Below are 22,666 nucleotides of genomic sequence, written 5' to 3'. Positions count from 1 at the left end.
CGCCGGGCTATCGTGGCGCGGCCGGAATGCGGACAGAATGCCGCAGCCGGCGGATGCACGCCAGCCGGCACAGCCGGCGGAAACAGCCGGCAGGAGGAGACCCCGATGACTGGCACGTCGATCGACGCTGTCCTGATCCATATCGATTCGACCGGGCAGGCGATCCTCGCGGCCGTGCTGGCGCTGATCATGTTCGGAGTGGCGCTCGACCTGCGCATCGGCGATTTCGCCGCCGTGCTGCGCCGGCCGCTGGCACCGCTGACCGGGCTGGTGGCGCAGGTGCTGCTGCTGCCGGCGATTTCCTGGGCGCTGACCATGCTGCTGCAGCCGGCGCCCAGCGTGGCGCTGGGCATGATCATCGTTGCCGCCTGCCCGGGCGGCAACCTGTCCAACCTCGTCACCCATATGGCCCGCGGCAACACGGCGCTGTCGGTCTGCATGACCGGCCTGTCCAGCGTGGTGGCGGTGATCGCCACGCCGCTGAACATCCTGTTCTGGGCTTCGCTCAATCCGGCCACGGCGGCCCTGCTGCGGCAGGTGGAGGTCGAACCGGCCGCCTTCCTCGGCCAGACGGCGCTGATCCTCGGCCTGCCGATGGTGCTGGGTCTTGCCATCGCCCATGGCCGGCCCGGCTGGGCGGCCAGGCTGCGGCGGCCGTTCCAGATCGCCTCGGTGCTGGCGCTGGTGCTGTTCATCATCGCCACCACCGTGGCCAACGGCCAGTATCTGCTGGCCTTCCTCGGGCAGATCATGCCGCTGGTGATCCTGCACAATGCCGCCGCCCTGCTGATCGGCCTGGGCGCGGCATGGCTGATGCGGCTGGATCGCGGCGACCGCCGCGCGGTGACCATCGAGGTCGGCATGCAGAATTCCGGCCTCGGCCTGGCGCTGATCCTGAACCAGTTCGATGCCCTGGGCGGTGCGGCGCTGATCGCCGCTGGCTGGGGCATCTGGCATATCGTGTCGGGCTGGGGGATGGCCTGGCTGTGGCGCCGGCGCGACCGCCACCGGGTGCCGCAGCCGACATGACCGGCGGGATCCTGATCACCGGTGCCGCCGGTTTCATCGGCCGCAGCCTGGTCGATGCGCTGGCCGATGCCGGCGAGGCGGTGGCGGCGGTCGATCTGCGCGATCCGCCGCCGGGCAGCCGGCGGCAGGATGTTGCCTGGGAGATGGTGGATATCCGCGATCCGGGCCTCGCGCGGCTGTTCGCGCGGCACCGGCCGCGCTGCGTGGTGCATCTGGCCTCGGTGGTGGCGGCCGGCGGCGATGCCGCCCGCGATTACGACATCGATGTCAACGGCACCCGCAACCTGCTGCAGGCCTGCCGCGCTGCCGGGGTCGGGCATCTGGTGGTGACGTCTTCGGGCGCCGCCTACGGGTATCATGCCGACAATCCGCAGCCGCTGTCGGAAAGCGATCCGCTGCGCGGCAACGAGGATTTTCCCTATGCGCGCCACAAAAGGCTGGTCGAGGAGATGCTGGCCGACTGGCGGCGCGACTGGCCGGCGCTGAAGCAGACGGTGTTCCGGCCCTGTACGGTGCTGGGAGCGGGCACCGGCAACCAGATCACCGCCATGTTCGAACGGTCGGTCGTGATCGGCCTGAGCGGCTCGGCGACGCCTTTCTCGCTGGTGGCCGACAGCGACGTGGTCGGGGCACTGGTCAAGGCGGTGCGCGAGGGCCGGGCCGGCATCTTCAATCTGGCCGGCGACGGCACGCTCGGCCTGCGGCAGATCGCCGGCCTGCTGGGCAAACCCTATCTGCCGCTGCCGCCGGTCCTGCTGAAGGCGGCATTGTGGCTGCTGGGCGGCCTCGGGCTGGCGGCGCTCGGGCCGCAGCATGTGAAATTCATCCAGTACCGGCCGGTGCTCGACAATGCGCGGCTGAAGCGCGAGTTCGGCTATGTGCCGCAATTCGATGCGGCCGGTGTGTTTGCGCGCTATCGCGCGGCGCGGCAGGCCGCGATGCAGGAGTGCGGGCCACAGGAGGGCGGGGCGTGACCTATCTGGTGATCGGCGCCGGGCCGGCGGGGCTGGCGGCGGTGAAAAGCCTGAAGCAGGCCGGCCTGCCGGTGCAGGCGGTCGAAAAGCACGCCGATCTCGGCGGCCAGTGGCTCTACGGCGCCGAAGGCAGCGCGGTTTACGCCTCGACGCACCTGATCTCGTCGAAGCGCACGACGGCCTTTGCCGATTTTCCGATGCCCGACGACTGGCCGGCCTATCCCGACCATGCCCGCGTGCTGCGCTACCTGCGCGATTTCGCCACGCATTTCGACCTCCGCCCGCTGATCCGCTTCAACACGAAGGTCGAGCGGCTGCAGCGGCAGGCCGGCGGCTGGCGCGCCAGCTTCGACGATGGCAGCGCGCAGGATTACCAGGGCGTGATCATCGCCAACGGCCATCTCAGCGATCCGCTGGTCCCGGAGATACCGGGCCGTTTCGACGGCACCCTCATGCATGCCAAGGACTACAGGACGCCGGATATCTTCGAGGGAAAGACGGTGCTGATCGCCGGCATGGGCAATACCGGCTGCGACATCGTCGTCGATGCCGTGCACCGGGCAAAGGCCGTGCTGTGGAGCGTGCGCGGCGGCAACCATTTCGTGCCGAAATTCCTCGCCGGCCGGCCGGCCGACGAGGCCAACCACAAGCCGAGGCGCGTCATCCTGCCGAAAGGCCTGCGCGCCATGCTGCACGAGCCGCTGCTGCGCCTGCTGGTCGGGCCGCCGGAACGCTTCGGCCTGCCGAAACCGCGCCACCGGCTGTATGACCGCACGCCGATCGTCAATTCGCTGGTGCTGCAGCATCTGGGGCAGGGCGATGTCGTCCTGCGCAGGCCGATCCGCGCATTCCGCGGCGATACCGTGGTGTTCGCCGATGGCCGCGAGGATCGGCCGGACCTGGTGCTGCTGGCCACCGGCTACCGCATCACCTTTCCGTTCCTGGCCGGTCTGGCGCCGCTGAACTGGCAGGCGGCGACAGATGCGCCGCATCTGTACATGAACATCTTTCCGCCGGACGACAACAATCTGTTCGTTGCCGGCCTGCTGGAAGGTGCCGGGGTCGGCTGGGCCGGCCGCGCGCTGCAGACCGACCTGATCGCCGCCTGGCTGACGGCGCGCGACCGCAATCCGCAGGCCGCCGCCGCCTTCCGCCGCCGCATCGCCGTCCATTGCGCCCGGCCGCCCGGCACGGGCCGCGGCGAACACGGAATCTTCGTCGATTTCCTGCAATACAAGCGCGACCTGCAGAAAGCGATCACGGCGCTGGCCTAGCGTCTGGCGGTCTTTTTCTTTGCGGCGGCCTTCTTTTTCGCGGCGGGTTGCGGCTTTGCCGGCCGTTCGTCGGGGGCTGGCGTCTTCGGCCTGAAGTCGCAGTATTCGGCCACCGTGCAGCGCCAGCAATCGGGCTGCCGCGCCTTGCAGATATAGCGGCCATGCAGGATCAGCCAGTGATGGGCATGCTGGCGGAATTCCGCCGGCACCACCTTCTCCAGGCCGAGCTCGACCGCCAGCGGCGTCTTGCCCTTTGCCATGCCGGTGCGGTTGCCGACGCGGAAGATATGGGTGTCCACCGCGATGGTCGGCTCGCCCCAGATCACGTTGAGGACCACATTCGCCGTCTTGCGCCCCACGCCGGGCAGGGCTTCCAGCGCGTCGCGGTCGCGCGGCACCGCGCTGCCATGCCGGTCGACCAGGATCTGCGACAGGGCGATCACGTTCTTCGCCTTGGCATTGAACAGGCCGATGGTCTTGATGTGCTGTTTCAGCCCGGCCTCGCCGAGGGCCAGCATCTGCTCAGGGGTCGTGACCGCCTGGAACAGCTTCGCGGTGGCTTTGTTCACTCCGGTATCGGTGGCCTGGGCCGACAGCACCACGGCCACCAGCAGGGTATAGGGGTTGACGTAATTCAGCTCCGTGGCCGGCGCCGGATCGGCGGCGGCAAGCCGGCTGAAAAAGGCATGGATGGCGGCGGGTTTCATGCTGGCCGGAAAACAGGGCTGGACCGAAGGCGGGGCCCGAGTTGTTTAGACTGCGCAGCCGGCCGCGGGCAAGTCCGCCCGCCGGCGGGCTGCGGCCAGGCGCCGGCCGCCGGAAAATGCAGCATGTTACGGGGAATTAATGGGTTTCCAGCCGCCGGGGCTGGTAAGGTATGAGAGTAAAGATAGAATAAGGCGTGGAAATATACAACTACAGCCATTATCCTGTCCCCCAGACCCCTTCTCCTTCCCGGTACAGCGTTGAACACTGACAGCAACGAAAAGGTCCGCCGCGAGGCGCTGAAGCTTCTGGCCCAGGTCGAGAAGCAGGGTCTCGACATCGCCGAACGCTACCGTGCCGGCCGCGTGCAGGCCAGCGATTACCGCGGCTTTCGCAGTTTCATCGAGAAGGTCGACCATTTCTACGTCTTCATCGACCTGGTGGAAGAGCGGCTGCCGCAATTCGAGACCGACAAGCGCGATGCGCTGGCCCGGCATCTGGCCGAGATCCGCTGGCGCATCACCATCGTCGAGGTCGATACCACCCAGGTTTTCCTCGTCCGCATCGGCGAGGTCAACCGGCCGCTGCCGCTGGGCAGCCGCCAGTTCCTCGAACGCCGGCTCGGCCGGCTGGACGAGATTGCGGAATTTTACGACGCCTTCGGCGAGAAGTACCACCTGACGCCGCTGTCCGAGGCGCTGGTGATGGCGGTGGCGAATCTGCTGAAGGCGCAGATCGAGCGCGCGCCGGCCCTGACCGATTTCGCCACCGAGCTCGAGACCACCGCCGCGCCGCAGCGTTCGGCGACGCCGGCCCTGCGCCGGCCGGAGGAACTGGCGGTGTCCCGCCGTCCTGCCGCCGCGCCGCCGGCGCGGCCGGCCGGTCCTGCGCTGGCGCCGTTCCGGGTGCGCGAGATGGGCGGGCGGTTCTATGCCGAGCGTGACAGCATCGGCGCGGTCAGCGAAGCCTGCCGGGTATCGCAGGTCAGCATGGACCAGCTGGCGCAGAGGCTCGGCATGAGCCGGCCGGCGCTGGCCCTGATCCTCAGCGGCACCGACGCGATGTCGACCGGCACGCTGGACGGCCTGCGCAGCTTCATCAGCGCGGCGCTGCCCGATCTGCGCTGACGCAGCCTGATCTGCGCTGACGCGATCCGGCCTGCGCCTGCGCTGTCCGGGCCTCCGGCCCATTATCATCCGGACACCCTAACCGGAAAGTAACACACACGGCCGGCTGTCAGCACCTAGGGTGGGTCTGCACTTTTCCGCAGAGCCAGAGGATACCCGCCCGATGCAAACCGCAATGCAGGCCGATACCCGCCAGGCCGTCGCCCGCCGCGCCGCCCTCGACATGGTGGCACAGGTGGAGCGGCAGGCCATGGACATCGCCGGCATCTACTGCAACGGCGACGGCATCACCGCACGCTTCAGCGATTTCCGCGGGTTCATCGAGCAGCTGGATTATTTCCAGGTCTTCGTCGACCTGGTCGAAGGCCGGCTGTCCGACCTGGAACCGGAAAAGCAGGCGGCGCAGGCAAAGAACCTGGCCGATATCCGCTGGCGCATGCTGCTGCTGGAGCTGGAATCCGTGCGGCTGTTCCTGCGCCGCACCGACGAGAGCGGCCGCGCCTGGCCACTGGGCAGCCGCCAGTTCCTGCAGCGCCGCCAGCAGCGGCTGGCCGAAATCACGCGGCAGGGCGAAGCCATGCGGCAGGCCGCGCCCGATGCCGGACTGCTCGGCGAGCTGACCGAACGCCTGCAGGCGGAACTCGGCCACAGCCCGATGCTCGACGATTTCGCCGGCGGCCCCGCCGCGCCGAAGGGCTTCATGCCGGCCGATGATTTCGGCGCCGCGGCCGCCGCGTCACCGCAGGCGGCGCCCCAGCGGGCAGCGCAGCCGGCGCCGCGTCCGGCCGCCCGGAAGCCCAGGCCGAAACCGGTCGCGCCGGTTCCGGTGCCGGCCAGTCTGAAAATCCGTACAACCGATGGCGGCCTGATCTATCTCGATGGCAGCGCCAGCGCCGCCATCAGCGATGCCTGCCGGCGGGCACGGACCAGCCTCGACGACCTGGCCGACCGCATCGGCATCAGCCGTGGCGCCCTGGTGCTGATGCTCAGCGGCAGCGATCCGGTCACCCTGCCGGTATTCAACAACCTGAAGACCTTCCTGGGCCGTCATGACGGCAGTGGAATCTGAGGGCGGGCAGCTTCGTCCGGGTCTCAGAATTCGACGTCGAGCTCGTCGAGCTCCTCGGGCTCGGCCTTCGCCGCCGCCACCCAGTCCTGCATGTGCGGCATCGCCATGATGGTGCGGCAATAGGCGGTGCAGGTCTCGTCCAGCTTCACGTCGTAGGTGAGGAACCGCGTGCAGACCGGCGCGTACATGGCATCGGCCAGGTTCGGCGCCTTGCCGAACAGGAAGGGCCCGCCATGCAGGTCGAGGCATTCATGCCAGATGGCGACCACGCGATCGATATCGGCCTGGGCGCCGGCCCAGATCTTGAAGTTCGGGAAATGCGCCTTCAGGTTCATCGGCAGCGCCGAGCGCAGGTTGGCAAAGCCCGAATGCATCTCGCCGCTGATCGAGCGGCAATGGCTGCGCGCCACCTTGTCGGCCGGCAGCAGGCCGGCCTTCGGGAACAGCTCGTGCAGGTATTCGGCGATCGCCAGCGTGTCCCAGACCGAGACGGCGCCGTCGGTCAGCCGCGGCACCAGGAAGGACGGCGACAGCAGCAGCAGCTCGGCGCGGATGTCGGGATCGTCGCTGGGCAGCAGCTTTTCCTCGAAATCCAGCCCGGCCATGCGGCAGAGCAGCCAGCCGCGCAGCGACCAGGACGAGTAATTCTTGCTGCTGATGGTCAGCGTGGCCTTGCTCATGGACGTTCCTCGCAATGCAAAACCTGACACGGGACGCGGCGGCGGAGCGGAGCGGAAAAGCGGATCGGTTCTGTAGGCTTGGGCAGGCCACCCTGCCGTTGCGGAAGGCGGCGCCGGGATTGTCCACAGGGCGTCGCCGTCCGGTCACAGTTATATCTCGCATTGCAGCATGATTTAAACTAGCATTTTTGCAACCGGCCGCCCGGCCGCCCGTCCCTGCCGCAGGATCGCCCCGCTCCAACCATGATGCCGGCCATGAAAGATCAGGCATGAAGTACCTGGCCTACCAGACCCAGGCCAACCTGATGGCCCCGCTGCGGCATATGGCCTCGCTGATGCTGCCGGCGCTGGGCCATGCGGCGAATGGCAGCGGCGAGACGAATTTCCTGCTGCGCAGCGTGGCCGCCGCCACCGAGATGCTGGCCCGCGCCGGCCTCAGCCACAGCCGGCCGCCCTTCGGCATCGACCGCGTGAAGGTCGGCAACCGCGAGGTGGCGGTGACCGAGGAGCCCGACCATGTGACGCCCTTCGGCACCCTGCTGCATTTCCGCAAGGACAGCGACATCGCCCAGCCCCGGGTGCTGGTGGTGGCGCCGCTGTCGGGGCATTTCGCCACCCTGCTGCGCGGCACCGTCGAGACCCTGCTGCGCGACCACGATGTGTGGATCACCGACTGGCACAATGCGCGCGACGTGCCGCTGGCAGCCGGCCGCTTCGGCTTCGAGGAATATGTCGAGCACCTGATCGATTTCCTGCATGTGCTGGGCCCCGGCGCCAATCTGGTGGCGGTCTGCCAGCCCTGCGTGCAGGCGCTGGCCGCGGTGGCGGTGATGGCGGCGAATGGCGACAGGGCGCAGCCGCATACCATGACCCTGATGGCCGGGCCGATCGACTGCCGCATCAACCCGACCACGGTGAACGACCTTGCCGTCGGCCATTCGATCGAATGGTTCGAGCACCAGATGATCGACGTGGTGCCGCCGGGCTTTGCCGGTGCCGGGCGGCGGGTCTATCCCGGCTTCGTGCAGCTCTCGGCCTTCATGTCGATGAACATGGACCGCCATGTGCGCGCCCATGCCGAACTGTTCTCGGCGCTGGTGCGCGGCGACGAGGGCAAGGCCGAGACCACCAAGATCTTCTACGACGAGTATTTCGCCGTGCTCGACCTGGCGGCCGAATTCTATCTCGAGACCGTGCAGTGGGTGTTCCAGGATTACCGGCTGGCGAAGGGCGAGCTCAGCTTCCGCGGCCAGAAGGTGGACCCGGCGGCGATCCGCCGCACGGCCCTGCTCACGGTGGAGGGCGAGCGCGACGACATCTGCGCCATCGGCCAGACCATGGCGGCCCACGACCTGTGCAGCCGCATCCGACCCTACATGAAGAAGCATCACCTGCAGGCCGGCGTCGGCCATTACGGGGTGTTCAGCGGCAAGCGCTGGAACAGCCAGATCTACCCGATCGTGAAAAACATGATCCTGGCCATGGAGTGAGGCGGGGGAGTGAGGCGGGCTTTTACCGCTGCTCCCGCCGAATTTCCCTGAAATCCGGGCTTAATTTGCGCCTGAGCCCCGCCAATCGGCGCCAGGTGCGGCCAATGGAAGCCAACGGCAGGCCAATCCGATCCCATTGCGGTGCCAGTTCCGGCCAATGCGGGCCAAGGCCGGCCGGCCGCAGCCGGTGAAATCCCGCTGCGGCCAGCGCGGGGCGGCGGTGCCTGCGGATTCACGATGGACGAGAGCGGAAATACGCCAGTATGTTATGAATTTGTTCTTCTATTGATCCTTCTTTATACAATTTATCCTGCCGCCTTGCCACAAAAGAATCTGAGTGGCACAATGGGAAAAATAGGTGACAGTATGTCAAAATTTTTCCCCATATCCCGGAGGGGCGGAGATGAGCGGATCCACCAGTTTCACGGCAATCCGGGAACGGGCTGGCCTGACAGTAGAGCAGGTGGCCGAGAGAGCCGGTTGCCAGGTGCGGACGGTCTATCGCTGGGAAAGTGGCGAGACAAAGCCGAGGAAACTGGTGCTCGACATGCTGGAACAGGCGGCCCGCGACAAGGCGGCCCCGTCCGCGCAAGGCGGTGATTTCACCTTCGTCGACCTGTTTGCCGGGATCGGCGGCATGCGCCGGGCTTTCGAGGCCGTTGGCGGTCGTTGTGTCGCCACCTGCGAGTGGGACAAGTATGCCCGCCAGACCTACGCGGCCAATTTCTGCACGGTCGATCATCCGTTCTTTGGCGACATCCGCGAAGTCACCAAGGGCAGCGACAGGGAAATCGATCTGCAGATGCCGCCGCATGATGTGCTGGTGGCCGGTTTCCCGTGCCAGCCGTTCAGCATTGCTGGCGTGTCGAAAAAGAATGCGCTTGGCCGCCCGCACGGCTTTGCCTGCGAGGCGCAGGGGACACTGTTTTACGATGTGGCAAAGATCATCTCGGTAAAACGGCCGCGCGCCTTCCTGCTGGAAAACGTGAAGAACCTGGTGAGGCATGATCGCGGCAACACCTTCCGCGTCATCATGGATGTTCTGCGCAACGAGCTTGGTTACCGGTTTGTCGACTACCGGGTGATCGATGCCAAGGGGTTTGTGCCGCAGCATCGTGAGCGGACCATCATTGTCGGGTTTCGCGAAGATGCCGGATTTGCGTGGGAAGACGTGAATATTCCGGATGCGAAGAAGGGGCCGAAGCTGGGCACGATCCTGCATAGTGCTGACGAGGCGATTGATGGCCGCTTCATCACCGGTCCGAAAGGAAGGGTGAACCCGAAGTATACCCTGACTGATCATCTCTGGGCCTATCTGCAGAACTATGCAGAAAAACACCGCGCTGCGGGTAACGGTTTCGGCTTCGGTCTGGTGACTGCTGATGATGTGGCGCGCACGCTGTCGGCTCGCTATTACAAGGATGGTTCGGAAATTCTTGTTAGCCAAGGGAGCAGGAAGAACCCGCGCCGCCTGACACCACGAGAATGTGCCCGTCTGATGGGGTTTGATGACGGGAAACTGCCGCCTTTCGAGATTCCGGTTTCCGACACCCAAGCCTACAAGCAGTTTGGCAATTCAGTTGTGGTGCCAGTGATCGAATCGGTTGCCCGTGCAGTGGCACTATGCCTGAAGGAAGCCGTCGAAGGGCGGGTCGAGCCGCGGCTGCCGCTGTTTGGTTCCGGCCTTCGCGAGCCCGTAGTGGCCTATGGCTGATATCGTTTCTCCGGAGGTTCGCAGCCGGATGATGGCCGGCATACGGGGAAAGAATACGAAGCCAGAACTTGCCATCCGACATGGACTGCATCGCGCAGGTTTCCGCTATCGGCTGCATGCCGCCACTGTACCGGGAAAACCAGATATGGTGTTTCCCCGGCACATGGCCGTTATTTTTGTGCATGGCTGCTTTTGGCATGGGCATGATTGTGAACTGTTTCGTCTGCCTGGTACCAGAACCGAGTTCTGGCAGGAAAAAATAACGGCCAACCGCAATCGCGACAGAGATGTCGCAAAGAATCTTGAGCAGGCCGGATGGCGGCAGGGCACGGTGTGGGAATGCGCTCTACGCGGGAAGGCGAAAGTCGGGCTGGATGTAGTCATACGCCAGATTGTTGATTGGCTTCCCTCAGATATAAAAACCATAGAAATCCGGGGGTGAAGCAGTGGCGCTCTCTGATCTTTCCACATGGCTGGATGAATATGCCCGTCCGGGATTTGTCTGGCTTGCAAAGCGGCTGGCTGCAAATGACACGCTGGCCTCGAATGCTCACCAGGCAGGACCATACATTCCGCGGGAATTCCTGTTTGCCATGTTCCCGTCCATTAACCGGCCTGGGGCGGAAAATCCGGACGCCTGGTTTGATCTGTATGTCGATTCGCACGCATCCCACCGCAATGTAAGGGCGGTCTGGTATAATAACCGGTTGCGTGATGGTACCCGTAACGAGACAAGATTGACCAATTTTGGCGGGCGTGATTCGCCTCTTCTCGATCCTGAAAGCACAGGGGCACTGGCCGTTTTTGTCTTTGTCAAACATCCCGACCTGGATGCAGCGGAGTGTCACGTCTGGCTCAGTCGCAATGCCATTGAAGAAGATCTGGTTGAAGATCGGATAGGTCCGGTCGAGCCGGGCAAACTCCGTATATGGTCTGTAGAGGGGGGTGACCAGGCAGAACTGTTTGCTGCCCCTGCACCGGAAAGAACCGCATGTCATCTGGAACCGGAGGAGATTCCTGGAGAATGGCTGATCAGATTCCCAGCTGGTGCAGAAATCGTTGCAAAGGCAATGGAGTTCAGACCGGGACACGGCGTCAGTTCTGACCTACGGCTTATACGGAGGCGCGAATGTGAATTCGAGATATTCCGCAGCCTCGAACAGGCAGTCGAATTGCCGGTCATACGGCGCGGTTTCGGCACGATTGATGATTTTCTGGCGCGTGCGCAAACAATTCTGCAGAGACGCAAATCCCGCTCAGGGCGGTCACTTGAATTACATACCCGCGAAATATTCATGGAGGACGGGCTGGTCGAGAATATGCACTTTTCCTATCAGCCGGTATCGGAACCTGGCAAAAGTCCGGATTTTCTGTTTCCCTCCGGCGAAGCATATCGCAATGCGGCGTTTGCCGATGAGGGTTTGCGGATGCTGGCGGTAAAGACAACATGCAAGGATCGCTGGCGGCAGATACTGAATGAGGCGGATCGGGTGCAGATCAAGCACCTCCTGACCCTTCAGGAAGGTGTTTCGGAAAACCAGTTTCGTGAAATGACGGAATCCGGAGTTCGACTTGTCGTTCCTGCGACGCTCCATCAGGCTTATCCACCAGCGATCCGTCCGCACCTCCAGACTCTCGCTGAGTTTATAGGGCATGTTCAGCAGCTTGCTGTATCTGATTAGATGACTGTTCACGTGTAGGAGCCGCCGCCCATGAAAGCCGCCTGGTATACGAAGAATGGCGAGGCCCGCGATGTGCTGCAGGTCGGCGTGCAGCCGGATCCCGTGCCGGGGCCGGGCGAGGTGCTGGTGCGGCTGCATGCCTCCGGCGTCAATCCCTCCGATGTGAAAAGCCGGCGCGGCCGGCCGCTGGCCGGGCCGCTGGTGATCCCGCACAGCGACGGCGCCGGCGTGATCGCGGGCATGGGCGAGGGCGTGCCGGCATCGCTGGCCGGCCGCCGCGTCTGGATCTGGAACGGCCAGTGGCAGCGGCCGCATGGCACCGCGGCCGAATTCATTGCGCTGCCGGCCGCCCAGGCGGTGCCGTTGCCCGATGACGTGGATTTCGCCACGGCGGCCTGTTTCGGCATTCCGGCGCTGACCGCCATCCATGCCGTGCGGCTGGCCGAAGCGGCCGGCACGAAGGAACAGCCGGTGCGCACCCTGCTGGTCACCGGCGCCGCCTCGTCGGTGGGGCATTACGTCACCCAGATCGCGGCGCAGAAGGGGATGCGGGTGATCGGCACGGCGTCGGCGGCCCGCGCGGCCGTCGCGCGCGCGGCCGGCGCCACCGACGTGATCGACTACAGGGCGGAGGATGTCGCTGCCCGCGTGGCCTCGCTGACCGGCGGCCGCGGCGTCGATGCCATCATCGACATGGACCTGTCGTCCACCGCGCCCCTGCTGGCGCAGGGCGTGCTGGCGCCCCATGGCACGCTGGTCTGCTACGGCTCCAATGCCATGGGCGATGTGGCGCTGCCCTTCCGCGACCTGCTGTTCCGCGGGCTCAGCCTGAAATTCTTCGTGGTCTACGAACTCACCCCCGCCGAACGCCGGGCCGCCCTGGCCGATCTCGATGCCCTGCTGGCAGCGCAGGCACTGGCGACGCGCATCGCCGCGCGCTTTGCGCTCGCCGACATCGCCGCCGCCCATGAAGCGGTGGAGCAGGGTGCGGCGGGCAATGTGGTGATCGGGATTCCCTGATGACCGCGCGTTCCGGCTTGCCTTTGCGGCCGGCGCAGGGCATAGCCATGCCCCGGATTCGTCCGATTCTTCACATGATGAGAGCAGACATGCAGGTTTCGACGCTATGTTTCCGTATTGCCGTTCTGACCGGGCTTGCCGGCATGGTCTGGGGCATGGCGATGGCCGGCAGCGGCGATCATGCGACCCTGCCGGCCCATGCCCATCTGAACCTTCTGGGCTGGCTGGCGCTGTTCGCCGCGGGGGTGTTCTACCGCCTGCATCCGGCACTCGACCGCAGCCGGCTGGCCCTGCTGCAGACCATCCTGTGGGTGCTGGCGACCCTGGTGATGACCGTCGGCGTGGCGCTGATCTACAGCGGCCGGCCGGATGCCGGCGAGCCGCTGGCGGGGATCGGCGGCGCCGTGCTGGTGGCGGACATGCTGCTGTTCGTGGCGCTGGTGTGGCGCAGCACGGCGGCGCCGGCAGCCTGAGCGGCCGCCGGCAGGGGCTGGGCGCTCCTGGCCGCGGTCTTTCTTCCGGCCTTCGTCGATGCCCTTCCGCCACGGATGCCGGCCTTGCCGGACGGCGGCGCATCGGACGGCGGCGCGGCCGGAGAAACTGGCGGGTATCGGAAAATTGGTGGAGCCGAGGGGAATCGAACCCCTGACCTCCTCATTGCGAACGGGGACGCTGCCCAACTGTGGACGAGCCCGTTTCATGGTGATTTACCAAGCAATCCAACTTGTTAGCGCAATGACTACTTGCTGGCGAAAAGCATATCGCGCCCCGTTATTGTGGCGCAAGTCTCGGCTGGTTGTGGCATGAGTGTGGCAAGCATTCGAACGATCAGGCGTCCTCGATGCCCGCTTCTTTATGAAACCCTTATGCCATCCAGCCGCATCCCGCATGGCGGCTTAATGCGGGCCGGGACTAGACCATAGGCTCCCTTGGAGCCCATCCATGCCCGATCTCATCTTCATCGCCCTCGGCGCCGGCCTCTTCGCCGGTTTCATCGCCTACACGCTGCTCTGCGAGCGGCTATAGGAGCGTCACCCCATGACCTTCGATTTCATCCTGGGCGGGGGTGTCGCGCTCCTGCTCGCCGCCTATCTGGTCTGCGCCCTGCTGCGGGCGGAACGCTTCTGAGGCGGCCATGACCCAGAACGACAATCTCCAGCTTGGCCTGTATCTGGTCCTCATTCTGGCCGCCACCCCTGTCCTTGGCCTCTACATGACGCGGCTGTTTGCTGGCGAGATCGGCTGGTTGCGGCCCATCGAACGGCCGCTTTATGCGCTTGCCGGTGTCAGTGACGCCCGCGAGCAGCACTGGTCGGCCTATGCCATTGCCATGCTGGTCTTCAATCTGGCCGGCTTCCTGCTGCTGTTCGCCATCCTGCGTCTGCAGGACATGCTGCCGCTCAACCCGCAGGGCCTGCCGGCTTTGCCTAGCGATCTGGCCTTCAACACCGCCGTCAGTTTCGTCACCAACACCAACTGGCAGGCCTATGGCGGCGAAGGCACCATGAGCTATTTCAGCCAGATGGCGGGCCTGACGGTACAGAATTTCGTCTCGGCTGCTACCGGCATCGCGATTGCCCTCGTGGTCATCCGCGCCTTTGCCCGCAAATCGGCCAGGACGGTCGGCAATTTCTGGACCGACCTGACGCGGGCCACGCTTGGCCTGCTGCTGCCCGGCGCTGTGATCGCGGCAACCTCTCTGATCTGGCAGGGCGTGCCGCAGAATTTCGATGCCTATACCACGGCGACGACGCTGGAAGGTGCGCAGCAGGTGATCGCGCAGGGCCCGGTGGCGAGCCAGGTGGCGATCAAGATGCTGGGCACCAATGGCGGCGGCTTTTTCAACGCCAATGCGGCACATCCCTTCGAGAATCCGACCGCACTGAGCAACTTCGTGCAGATGCTGATGATCTTCCTGATCGGCGCCGCGCTCACCAATGCGTTCGGCCGCATGGTGAAGGACCAGCGGCAGGGATACGCGATTCTCGCCACGATGCTGCTGCTGCTCGTGGCTGGCGTTCTGGTCGCCGGTCACGCGGAGGCCGGTGCCAATCCGCTACTGACCGCACTGGGTGTCGACCCGGCCATGGGCAACATGGAAGGCAAGGAGGTCCGCTTCGGCAGTTTCACCTCCGCGCTGTTTGCGGTCATCACCACGGCGGCCTCCTGCGGTGCGGTCAATGCCATGCATTCCAGCTTCCTGCCGCTCGGCGGCATGATCCCGATGCTCAACATCATGCTGGGCGAAGTGATCGTCGGCGGCGTGGGGGCGGGCTTCTATGGCGTGGCGCTGTTCATCGTGGCGACCTTGTTCATCGCCGGGCTGATGGTCGGCCGCAGTCCGGAATATCTCGGCAAGAAGATTGAAGCACGCGAAGCCAGGCTGGCGGTGCTGGCGATCCTGGTCTCGCCGATGGCCATTCTGGTCGGCACGGCGGTGGCGCTGGTCACCGAGCCGGGTTTGGCTGGCTTACTGTCCTCGGGGCCCCACGGCCTGAGCGAAGTGCTCTATGGCTTCACGTCTGCAGCCGGCAATAACGGCAGTGCCTTCGCGGGACTGACCGCCAATTCGGTCTTCTACAACACCGCACTGGGCATCGTCATGCTGCTCGGACGCTTTGCGATGATCGTGCCGGTGATTGCCATGGCCGGCGGTCTGGCCGCCAAGAAGGCGACGCCCGCTTCGGCCGGCAGTTTCCCCACCGATGGTCCGATGTTCGTCCTGCTGCTGGCCGGCACGATCCTGATCGTCGGCGGTCTCACCTTCTTCCCCGCCTTGGCGCTGGGGCCGATTGTCGAGCATCTGCTGCTCGCCGCCGGCACGACTTTCTGAGGATACTGTCATGAGCAAAGCTGTGGTTCAGAAAACCTTCGATTCCGCCCTGATGCGGGAGGCAGTCACGCAATCTCTCGTCAAACTCGATCCGCGCCAGCTCTGGCGTAACCCGGTGATGTTCGTCACTGCCGCCGTTGCCGCCGTCTCGACCGTGCTCTTCGTCCGTGATCTCTTTGCCGGCGGCGAAGCGGCCCTGCTGGGACAGATTTCGGCATGGCTGTGGTTCACCGTGCTGTTCGCCAATTTCGCGGAAGCCCTGGCGGAAGGTCGCGGCAAGGCGCAGGCCGAAAGCTTGCGTCGCGGCAAGACCGAGGCGATGGCCAAGAAGCTCGGTACCGATGGGACGATCACGCTGGTGCCAGCCACGGCGTTGCGGATCGGCGATGTCGTTCTGGTCGAAGCCGGCGATCCTATTCCGGGCGACGGTGACGTGATCGAGGGCATCGCCTCGGTGGATGAATCGGCCATCACCGGCGAATCAGCCCCGGTGATCCGGGAATCCGGCGGCGACCGGTCTGGCGTCACCGGCGGTACGCGGGTGTTGTCGGACTGGATCAAGGTCAGGATCACCGTCAATCCGGGTGAAAGCTTCCTCGACCGCATGATCGGTCTGGTGGAAGGGGCGAAGCGGCAAAAGACACCGAACGAAGTCGCACTCACCGTGCTTTTGGTCGGTATGACTCTGATCTTCCTCGTCACGACCGGCAGCCTCGAAGCCTTGGCGATCTATTCCGGCATGCCGGTGCCGGTGGTCTATCTGATTGCGCTTCTCGTGACCCTGACACCGACCACCATTGGCGGACTGCTGTCCGCCATCGGCATCGCCGGCATGGACCGCCTGATCCGGCATAACGTGATCGCCAAGTCCGGCCGCGCCGTGGAGGCCGCCGGCGATGTCGATACGCTGCTGCTCGACAAGACCGGCACCATCACCCATGGCAACCGCATGGCCTCGGCCTTCGTGGCTCTGCCCGGCGTGTCCGAGCATGAACTGGCCGAGGCGGCTTTGCTCGCTTCCGTCGCCGACGAAACGCCCGAGGGCAAGTCCATCGTCGCACTGGCCGTCGAGAAATACGCGCTGGGTCAGCAGATCGACCGGGCAAAGGCCGGCAGTTTCATCACCTTCTCGGCCCAGACCCGGATGAGCGGTCTCGATCTTGATGCCAGGCAGATCCGCAAGGGTGCTCTCGATGCCGTGCTGCGGCATGTCGGCGTGCAGGCCACGGCAGACCTGACCGTGGCCGTCGAAAGAATCGCCAAGTCGGGTGGCACCCCGCTGGTGGTTGCCATCGACAACCGAATCCTCGGCGTCATTCATCTGAAGGACATCGTGAAGACCGGCATCCGCGAGCGATTCGCCGAACTGCGCCGCATGGGCATCCGCACGGTGATGGTGACCGGCGACAATCCGTTGACGGCAGCCGCCATTGCGGCCGAGGCTGGTGTGGACGATTTCATTGCCGAGGCGACACCGGAGAAGAAGCTGGAGTTGATCCGCAAGGAGCAGGGCGAGGGCAAGCTGGTCGCCATGTGCGGCGACGGCACCAACGATGCCCCGGCGCTGGCGCAGGCCGATGTCGGGCTGGTCATGAATATCGGCACGGCGGCGGCCCGCGAGGCCGGCAATATGGTCGATCTCGACAGCAACCCGACCAAGCTGATCGAGGTCGTGATGATCGGCAAGCAGCTGCTGATGAGCCGGGGTTCGCTGACCACCTTCAGTCTGGCCAACGACGTGGCGAAATATTTCGCCATCATCCCGGCGCTTTTCGTTGCGACCTATCCGCAGCTTGGTAGCCTGAATGTGATGCAATTGAGTTCGCCGCAGAGCGCCATCCTCTCGGCGGTGATCTTCAATGCCCTGATCATCATCGCCCTCATCCCGCTGGCCCTGAAAGGCGTGCGCTATCGTCCTCTGCCAGCCGCCACGCTGCTGCGACGCAATCTGGTGATCTACGGTTTCGGCGGTGTCGTTCTGCCGTTCCTCGGCATCAAGGCCATCGACATCGCCGTCTCAGCCCTTGGCATGGCGTAAGGAGAGAAGACATGCTCACCCATATCCGCCCCGCACTGGTTCTGCTGGCCTTCTTCACGCTGGTGACCGGATTGCTGTATCCGCTGGCGATGACCGGTATCGGCCAGAGTCTGTTTCCTAAGCAGGCCGGCGGCAGCCTGATCGAACAGAACGGTAAGGTCATCGGCTCGTCGCTGATCGCGCAGGCCTTCACCCGGCCGCAGTATTTCCTGCCGCGCCCCTCGGCCGCCGGCAGGGACGGCTATGATGCGACTGCGTCGGGCGGGTCGAATCTCGCGCCCACAGCGAAAGCCCTGATCGAGCGGGTTGCCGGCGACACGGAAGCCTACAGGGCGCGGGATGGCTCGGCTGCCGTCCCCATGGATGCCGTCACCGCATCCGGCAGCGGTCTGGATCCGCATATCTCGCCGGCCAATGCGGCACGGCAGGTTCCCCGCGTGGCCGAAGCGCGCGGCCTGACCATCGCCGACGTCCAGTCCCTGGTGGAGGCGCATACCGAACGGCCGTGGCTGGGATTCCTCGGTCAGCCGGGCGTCAATGTGCTGACGCTGAACATCGCCTTGGATAAGATGAAGCCGGTAGCGAAGTGAGGTCTTTCATCGTGAGGATCGATGCCTGAAGACCGGCCCGATCAAGACAGTCGACCGTCACCGGACGCTCTGCTCCAGACGGCCACGCAGGAGAAGCGTGGTCGTCTGAACGTCTTTCTGGGCGCTGCGCCCGGCGTGGGCAAGACCTATGCGATGCTGGAAACCGCCCATGCCCGTCAGCGTGAAGGCGTGGATGTCGTCGTCGGTGTGGTTGAGACCCACGGGCGGCAGGAGACGGCCGACCTTCTGCGCGGGCTGGAGCAGTTACCGCAGCGGCGGGTAGCCTATCGCGACCGTGTGTTCAACGAACTCGATGTCGACGAGGTCCTGAAGCGTCGGCCGCAACTGGTGCTGATCGACGAACTGGCCCACACCAATGTACCCGGCAGCCGGCATGAAAAACGGTATCAGGATATCGAGGAAATCCGGGCGACGGGAATCGATGTCTATACCGCGCTGAACATCCAGCATCTGGAAAGCCTGAACGACGTGGTGGCGCAGATCACCCGCGTGAAGGTACGTGAGACGGTGCCCGACAGTGTGCTGGCACAGGCCGACACCATCGAGGTGATCGACCTTCCGCCCGAAGACCTGATCAAGCGGCTGAAGGAAGGCAAGGTTTATGTGCCCGATCAGGCCGTCCGCGCCGTGCATCACTTCTTCACTCCCGGCAACCTGACCGCCCTGCGCGAACTGGCGTTGCGGAAGGCCGCCGATCAGGTCGACAGCCAGATGCTGTCCTACATGCAGTCGCACGCCATTGCAGGCCCTTGGCCGACGCGGGACCGCATCATGGCCTGCATCAGTCCCAGTCCGCTGATGCCGCGACTAGTGCGGACGGCGCGACGGATCGCCGAGCGGCGTAAGGCGCCGTGGATTGCCCTCTATGTCGAGACCCCGGCGCATGATCGCCTGTCGGATAACGAGAAGACGCAGATCAACCGGGCCCTGACCCTGGCCGAGGAATTCGGCGCCGAGGTCGTCACGGTGGCCGGCGGCAATGTACCGGGCGAGATCATCCGGCAGGCCCGCCAGCGCAACGTGACCGAGATCGTCGTGGCCCGCAGCCACCGGTCGCGGCTGGTCAATCGCCTGCGCGGCACGCTGACGGACCGCCTGGTCGAGCTGGGCGACGGGATCAACATCCACGTGATCACCGGGTCGTCGGAGGCCGAATCGTGGTTCGACCTTATGCGGGATCGCCTCGCCGGTATCCGCCTTGCGGGCCTGGTCCCGGCCGCCGTTCTGTCTCTGGGCGTTACCGGTCTGGTGAAACTGGCAGAGGACTGGCTGCCGCATTCCAGCATTCCGCTGCTGATCCTTGTCGGCGTACTGTTCAGCTCCCTGCGCTACGGCCATTCGGCTGCCGTACTGAGCTCGGTGGCGGCCGTTCTGGGCTACAATTTCCTGTTCCTGCAGCCGCTCTACACCTTCACCATCGCCAATGCGGAGAATATCTACACCTTCTTCGTCTTCCTCGCCGTCGCGCTGATCACCAGCACCCTGACGGCGCGGATCAGGGCGCAGGCGGAAGCAGCCCGTATCCGCGAGGCCCGTACGGCCTCGCTCTATGATTTCAGCCGCATGGTCACGGGTGCAGCAGCGGAGGACGACATCCTCTGGGCCGTCGTGCATCATGTGGCGGCGACGAGCAAGGCGCAGTCGCTGGTGCTGATGCCGGAAGAGGGCCGGCTCGCAATTCGTGCCGCCTACCCGCCGGAAGACCGGATCGACGACAAGGCGAAGATCGCGGCCGACTGGGCGTGGGAGAAAGGTGAGCCGGCCGGACGCGGCACCGGCACGCTGCCGTCGTCGGACTGGCTGTTCCTGCCGCTGCACACCGCCGAGCGCAGACTGGGCGCATTGGGCATCCGCTTTTCAGGCGAGCGGCCAGCCCTGGGTCCGGACGGGCGCAGGCTGCTGGATGCACTGGCCGGGCAGGCGGCTTTGGCCATCGAACGCAGCCTGCTCAACCGCGATGTCGAAGAGGCGCGCGTCTCGGCCGAGACGGAAAAGCTGCGTTCGGCCCTGCTGTCGTCGATCAGTCACGACCTGCGCACGCCACTGGCCTCGATCATCGGTGGTGTGTCCAGCCTGATGAATTTCGGCCGGCAGATTGACGAAAGCGGGCGCAGGGAGCTTTTGCAGACCGTCCGCGACGAAGCCGAGCGTCTGAACCGCTTTGTCGGCAACCTGCTCGATATGACGCGGATCGAGGCCGGCGCCATGCAGCCCAGGCTCGACTGGACCGATCCGGAGGAGATCGTCGCCACGGCGGTCAGACGCGCTGCCCCGCTGACCCAGGGCCACGATATCCGCATCCAGATCGACCCGGCCATGCCGCTGCTGCGGGTGGACTATATCCTGATCGAGCAGGTGCTGATCAACCTGCTGGACAATGCGGCCAAGTATTCGCCCAGGGGCTCTTCCATCGATCTTCGGCTGCATCACGACGACCGCCATGTCACCCTGACCGTGACGGATTCCGGTTCCGGGATCCCGCATGCCGAGCTTGAGCAGGTCTTCGACATGTTCTATCGCATCAAGGCCGAAGACCGGCAGGTGGCGGGCACCGGCCTCGGCCTGTCGATCTGCCGCAGCATCCTGAAGGCGCATGGCGGCGCGATTCGTGCCGAGAGCCCGGTGTCTGACGGCCAGACGACTCATCGGGGAACGCGGATGATCGTGAGCCTGCCGCTGGAAGAGCAGCCGGCAATGCCGGGCGAAGAGAAGATGTCGCATGGCTGATGGTGCCAGGATACTCGTGATCGACGATGAGCCGCAGATCAGGCGGTATCTGCGGGTCAGTCTGGAAGCACATGGCTTCGGAATCGTCGAGGCGGCGGGCGGGCAGGAAGGGTTGCGACTGGCAGCGTTCGAGAAGCCTGACCTGATCGTGCTCGATCTTGGCCTGCCCGACATGGACGGCCAGTCGGTCATCGTCCGGCTGCGGGAATGGAGTGCCGTGCCAGTCGTCGTGCTGTCAGTGCGGGCCGACGAGGCCGACAAGATCGCCGCTCTCGATGCCGGGGCGGATGACTATGTCACCAAGCCCTTCGGCACCGGCGAATTGCTGGCGCGCATCCGCGCGGCTTTGCGTCATACCGTCGGGGCCAGTGCCGGCGCGCCGGTTTTCACCACCGGCGACCTGAAGGTCGATCTGGAGAAACGGCAGGTCTTCCTGAGAGGCGAGCCAGTGAAGCTGTCACCCAAGGAATACGACCTGCTGAAGCTGCTGGTGCAGCATGCCGGCAAGGTGCTGACGCACCAGTTCATCCTGCGGGAGGTCTGGGGCCCCGCCCACCAGAGCGACGTGCAGTATCTGCGGGTCTTCGCCCGGCAGCTGCGCCAGAAGATCGAGGCCGATGCGGCTCAGCCGCAGCTGCTGCTGACCGAACCCGGGATCGGATACAGGCTGATGGCGGTGTAGGGCCTTGCGGAAAATTGGTGGAGCCGAGGGGAATCGAACCCCTGACCTCCTCATTGCGAACGAGGCGCTCTCCCATCTGAGCTACGGCCCCAAGCCGGTGCGCCGGCCAGCGTGAAGAGGGGGACGTCGCAACGGTCCCGGCCGGGCGGGCCAGCAATTAGCAAACGGCCCGGCCTTTGTCCACTGCCGTCTGCTCCGGATGGCCGATTTCCCCCCGCCGCGCCCGAATCCGCGTGGCCGGGCGGGGCTTTGACGGAATTCCGGCGGTCCGGGGGCAGCCCCGGCGGTTGCCTTCCGGGCGGCCAGCCGCTATCACTCGGGGCCATCACCAGATGCCGCCGCCGGGCCAGCCGGCGGCCTGCCGGAGGGCCGATGATTTCGCTGATCATGCTGATCGACACGGTGCTCAGCATCTATATCTGGCTGCTGATCGCCTCGGCCATCCTCAGCTGGCTGGTTGCCTTCAACGTGGTCAACACCAGCAACCGCGTGGTCTACGCCATCGGCGATTTCCTCTACCGCATCACCGAGCCGGCCCTGCGGCCGATCCGCCGCATCCTGCCCAATCTCGGCGGGCTGGACCTCTCGCCGGTGATCCTGATCCTGCTGCTGATCTTCATCCGCAACCTGCTGCTGGAATACGCCCTCTGACCATGACGGCGGGCCAGCCGGTTCCGTGGCGCCGGCAGGCCGATGGCCTGCGGCTGTTCGTGCGGCTGACGCCGAAGGCCGGCCGCGACACCATCGACGGCGTGAAGCCGACGGCTGACGGGCAGTGCGAACTGGCGGCGCGGGTGACCGCCGCGCCCGAGGACGGCCGGGCCAATGCCGCCCTGCTGGCGCTGCTGGCGAAACGCCTGAGGCTGCCGGGGCGGGATTTCGAGATCGTGGCCGGCGCCACCGACCGCCACAAGCAGATCGCCATCAGCGGCGATCCCGCCCGGCTCGAACCCGCGCTGGCGGCACTGGTCGCCGCCCCCCCTGACGGAACGGGGCAGAAAGGATGATGTC

General features: G+C 65.3%; 21 protein-coding genes and 1 tRNA gene. 19 read left to right on the top strand and 3 right to left on the bottom strand.

Annotated elements, in window-relative coordinates:
• Positions 1 to 105: 105 nt before the first annotated feature.
• The 3 genes from ACEQZY_RS12155 to ACEQZY_RS12145 are packed head-to-tail and all read left to right on the top strand — an operon-like array spanning position 106 to position 3,277.
• Positions 106 to 1,029, top strand: coding sequence for a bile acid:sodium symporter family protein (locus tag ACEQZY_RS12155; RefSeq protein WP_341705616.1), 924 nt, complete (start codon positions 106 to 108; stop codon positions 1,027 to 1,029).
• Positions 1,026 to 2,003: an NAD-dependent epimerase/dehydratase family protein gene (locus ACEQZY_RS12150; RefSeq protein ID WP_370154678.1), complete on the top strand. Its 978-nt coding sequence runs from the start codon at positions 1,026 to 1,028 to the stop codon at positions 2,001 to 2,003. Before ACEQZY_RS12155 ends, ACEQZY_RS12150 begins: the two co-directional genes overlap by 4 nt.
• On the top strand, positions 2,000 to 3,277 hold the full coding sequence (locus ACEQZY_RS12145; RefSeq protein ID WP_370154675.1) for a flavin-containing monooxygenase: 1,278 nt from the start codon (positions 2,000 to 2,002) through the stop codon (positions 3,275 to 3,277). The genes ACEQZY_RS12150 and ACEQZY_RS12145 overlap by 4 nt, the downstream gene beginning before the upstream one ends.
• On the opposite strand, the gene nth is transcribed toward ACEQZY_RS12145, so the two are convergent.
• Positions 3,274 to 3,984: an endonuclease III gene (nth, locus tag ACEQZY_RS12140; RefSeq protein WP_341705705.1), complete on the bottom strand. Its 711-nt coding sequence runs from the start codon at positions 3,982 to 3,984 to the stop codon at positions 3,274 to 3,276. The two genes, ACEQZY_RS12145 and nth, sit on opposite strands and share 4 nt — an antisense overlap.
• A 258-nt stretch (positions 3,985 to 4,242) precedes the next feature.
• Here nth and ACEQZY_RS12135 point away from each other — a divergent pair, with 258 nt between their 5' ends.
• Positions 4,243 to 5,109 carry a hypothetical protein gene (locus ACEQZY_RS12135; protein WP_370154673.1) on the top strand — a complete coding sequence of 289 codons (867 nt, stop codon included), beginning with the start codon at positions 4,243 to 4,245 and terminating at the stop codon, positions 5,107 to 5,109.
• 163 nt (positions 5,110 to 5,272) lie between these two features.
• The gene (locus ACEQZY_RS12130; protein WP_370154670.1) at positions 5,273 to 6,178 is read left to right on the top strand and encodes a hypothetical protein; all 906 of its coding nucleotides are present in this window, start codon (positions 5,273 to 5,275) and stop codon (positions 6,176 to 6,178) included.
• A 23-nt stretch (positions 6,179 to 6,201) separates the two neighbouring features.
• On the opposite strand, the gene ACEQZY_RS12125 is transcribed toward ACEQZY_RS12130, so the two are convergent.
• Positions 6,202 to 6,858, bottom strand: a complete 657-nt coding sequence (locus tag ACEQZY_RS12125; protein ID WP_341704811.1) for a glutathione S-transferase family protein — start codon at positions 6,856 to 6,858, stop codon at positions 6,202 to 6,204.
• 269 nt (positions 6,859 to 7,127) lie between these two features.
• Between ACEQZY_RS12125 and ACEQZY_RS12120 the strand changes: the two genes are divergently transcribed.
• The 12 genes from ACEQZY_RS12120 to ACEQZY_RS12065 all read left to right on the top strand — a co-directional run bounded on the left by ACEQZY_RS12120 (position 7,128) and on the right by ACEQZY_RS12065 (position 21,655).
• The gene (locus ACEQZY_RS12120) at positions 7,128 to 8,348 is read left to right on the top strand and encodes a polyhydroxyalkanoate depolymerase (RefSeq protein ID WP_341704812.1); all 1,221 of its coding nucleotides are present in this window, start codon (positions 7,128 to 7,130) and stop codon (positions 8,346 to 8,348) included.
• Positions 8,349 to 8,751: 403 nt separating this feature from the next.
• Positions 8,752 to 10,062 (top strand): DNA (cytosine-5-)-methyltransferase, encoded by a 1,311-nt coding sequence (gene dcm / locus ACEQZY_RS12115; protein ID WP_370154666.1) that lies wholly within the window; start codon positions 8,752 to 8,754, stop codon positions 10,060 to 10,062.
• A complete protein-coding gene (locus ACEQZY_RS12110; RefSeq protein ID WP_370154665.1) occupies positions 10,055 to 10,504 on the top strand; it encodes a very short patch repair endonuclease in 450 nt (149 codons plus the stop codon). The genes dcm and ACEQZY_RS12110 overlap by 8 nt, the downstream gene beginning before the upstream one ends.
• Positions 10,505 to 10,508: 4 nt before the next feature.
• Positions 10,509 to 11,744, top strand: coding sequence for a type II restriction endonuclease (locus ACEQZY_RS12105; protein WP_370154662.1), 1,236 nt, complete (start codon positions 10,509 to 10,511; stop codon positions 11,742 to 11,744).
• Between the two features lie 30 nt (positions 11,745 to 11,774).
• Positions 11,775 to 12,764 carry an NADPH:quinone reductase gene (locus tag ACEQZY_RS12100; protein ID WP_370154660.1) on the top strand — a complete coding sequence of 330 codons (990 nt, stop codon included), beginning with the start codon at positions 11,775 to 11,777 and terminating at the stop codon, positions 12,762 to 12,764.
• A gap of 89 nt (positions 12,765 to 12,853) precedes the next feature.
• Positions 12,854 to 13,237, top strand: coding sequence for a hypothetical protein (locus tag ACEQZY_RS12095; protein WP_341703834.1), 384 nt, complete (start codon positions 12,854 to 12,856; stop codon positions 13,235 to 13,237).
• A gap of 565 nt (positions 13,238 to 13,802) precedes the next feature.
• Entirely contained in the window at positions 13,803 to 13,892 is a 90-nt protein-coding gene (kdpF, locus tag ACEQZY_RS12090; RefSeq protein ID WP_341703843.1) for a K(+)-transporting ATPase subunit F, read from the top strand.
• A gap of 7 nt (positions 13,893 to 13,899) precedes the next feature.
• Positions 13,900 to 15,597, top strand: a complete 1,698-nt coding sequence (kdpA, locus tag ACEQZY_RS12085) for a potassium-transporting ATPase subunit KdpA (protein WP_370154653.1) — start codon at positions 13,900 to 13,902, stop codon at positions 15,595 to 15,597.
• A 10-nt stretch (positions 15,598 to 15,607) separates the two neighbouring features.
• Positions 15,608 to 17,635 carry a potassium-transporting ATPase subunit KdpB gene (gene kdpB, locus ACEQZY_RS12080; RefSeq protein WP_370154650.1) on the top strand — a complete coding sequence of 676 codons (2,028 nt, stop codon included), beginning with the start codon at positions 15,608 to 15,610 and terminating at the stop codon, positions 17,633 to 17,635.
• A gap of 11 nt (positions 17,636 to 17,646) precedes the next feature.
• Positions 17,647 to 18,225: a potassium-transporting ATPase subunit KdpC gene (kdpC, locus tag ACEQZY_RS12075; RefSeq protein ID WP_370154647.1), complete on the top strand. Its 579-nt coding sequence runs from the start codon at positions 17,647 to 17,649 to the stop codon at positions 18,223 to 18,225.
• 21 nt (positions 18,226 to 18,246) lie between these two features.
• Positions 18,247 to 20,973, top strand: a complete 2,727-nt coding sequence (locus ACEQZY_RS12070; RefSeq protein ID WP_370154646.1) for an ATP-binding protein — start codon at positions 18,247 to 18,249, stop codon at positions 20,971 to 20,973.
• Positions 20,966 to 21,655: a response regulator gene (locus ACEQZY_RS12065; protein ID WP_341703848.1), complete on the top strand. Its 690-nt coding sequence runs from the start codon at positions 20,966 to 20,968 to the stop codon at positions 21,653 to 21,655. Before ACEQZY_RS12070 ends, ACEQZY_RS12065 begins: the two co-directional genes overlap by 8 nt.
• A 15-nt stretch (positions 21,656 to 21,670) precedes the next feature.
• Here ACEQZY_RS12065 and ACEQZY_RS12060 read toward each other — a convergent pair.
• Positions 21,671 to 21,746, bottom strand: a tRNA-Ala gene (locus tag ACEQZY_RS12060).
• Positions 21,747 to 22,027: 281 nt separating this feature from the next.
• On the opposite strand from ACEQZY_RS12060, the gene ACEQZY_RS12055 reads away from it, so the two are divergent.
• Both ACEQZY_RS12055 and ACEQZY_RS12050 read left to right on the top strand, forming a co-directional pair.
• Complete coding sequence (locus ACEQZY_RS12055) at positions 22,028 to 22,306, top strand: YggT family protein (RefSeq protein WP_341703849.1); 279 nt, start codon at positions 22,028 to 22,030, stop codon at positions 22,304 to 22,306.
• A gap of 2 nt (positions 22,307 to 22,308) precedes the next feature.
• Positions 22,309 to 22,662, top strand: coding sequence for a DUF167 family protein (locus ACEQZY_RS12050; RefSeq protein WP_341703850.1), 354 nt, complete (start codon positions 22,309 to 22,311; stop codon positions 22,660 to 22,662).
• The last annotated feature ends 4 nt before the right edge of the window (positions 22,663 to 22,666 follow it).

The sequence above is a fragment of the Ferrovibrio sp. genome, from assembly GCF_964218355.1.
GTDB lineage: Bacteria > Pseudomonadota > Alphaproteobacteria > Ferrovibrionales > Ferrovibrionaceae > Ferrovibrio.
This window is presented reverse-complemented; position numbering and strand designations above follow the sequence as displayed.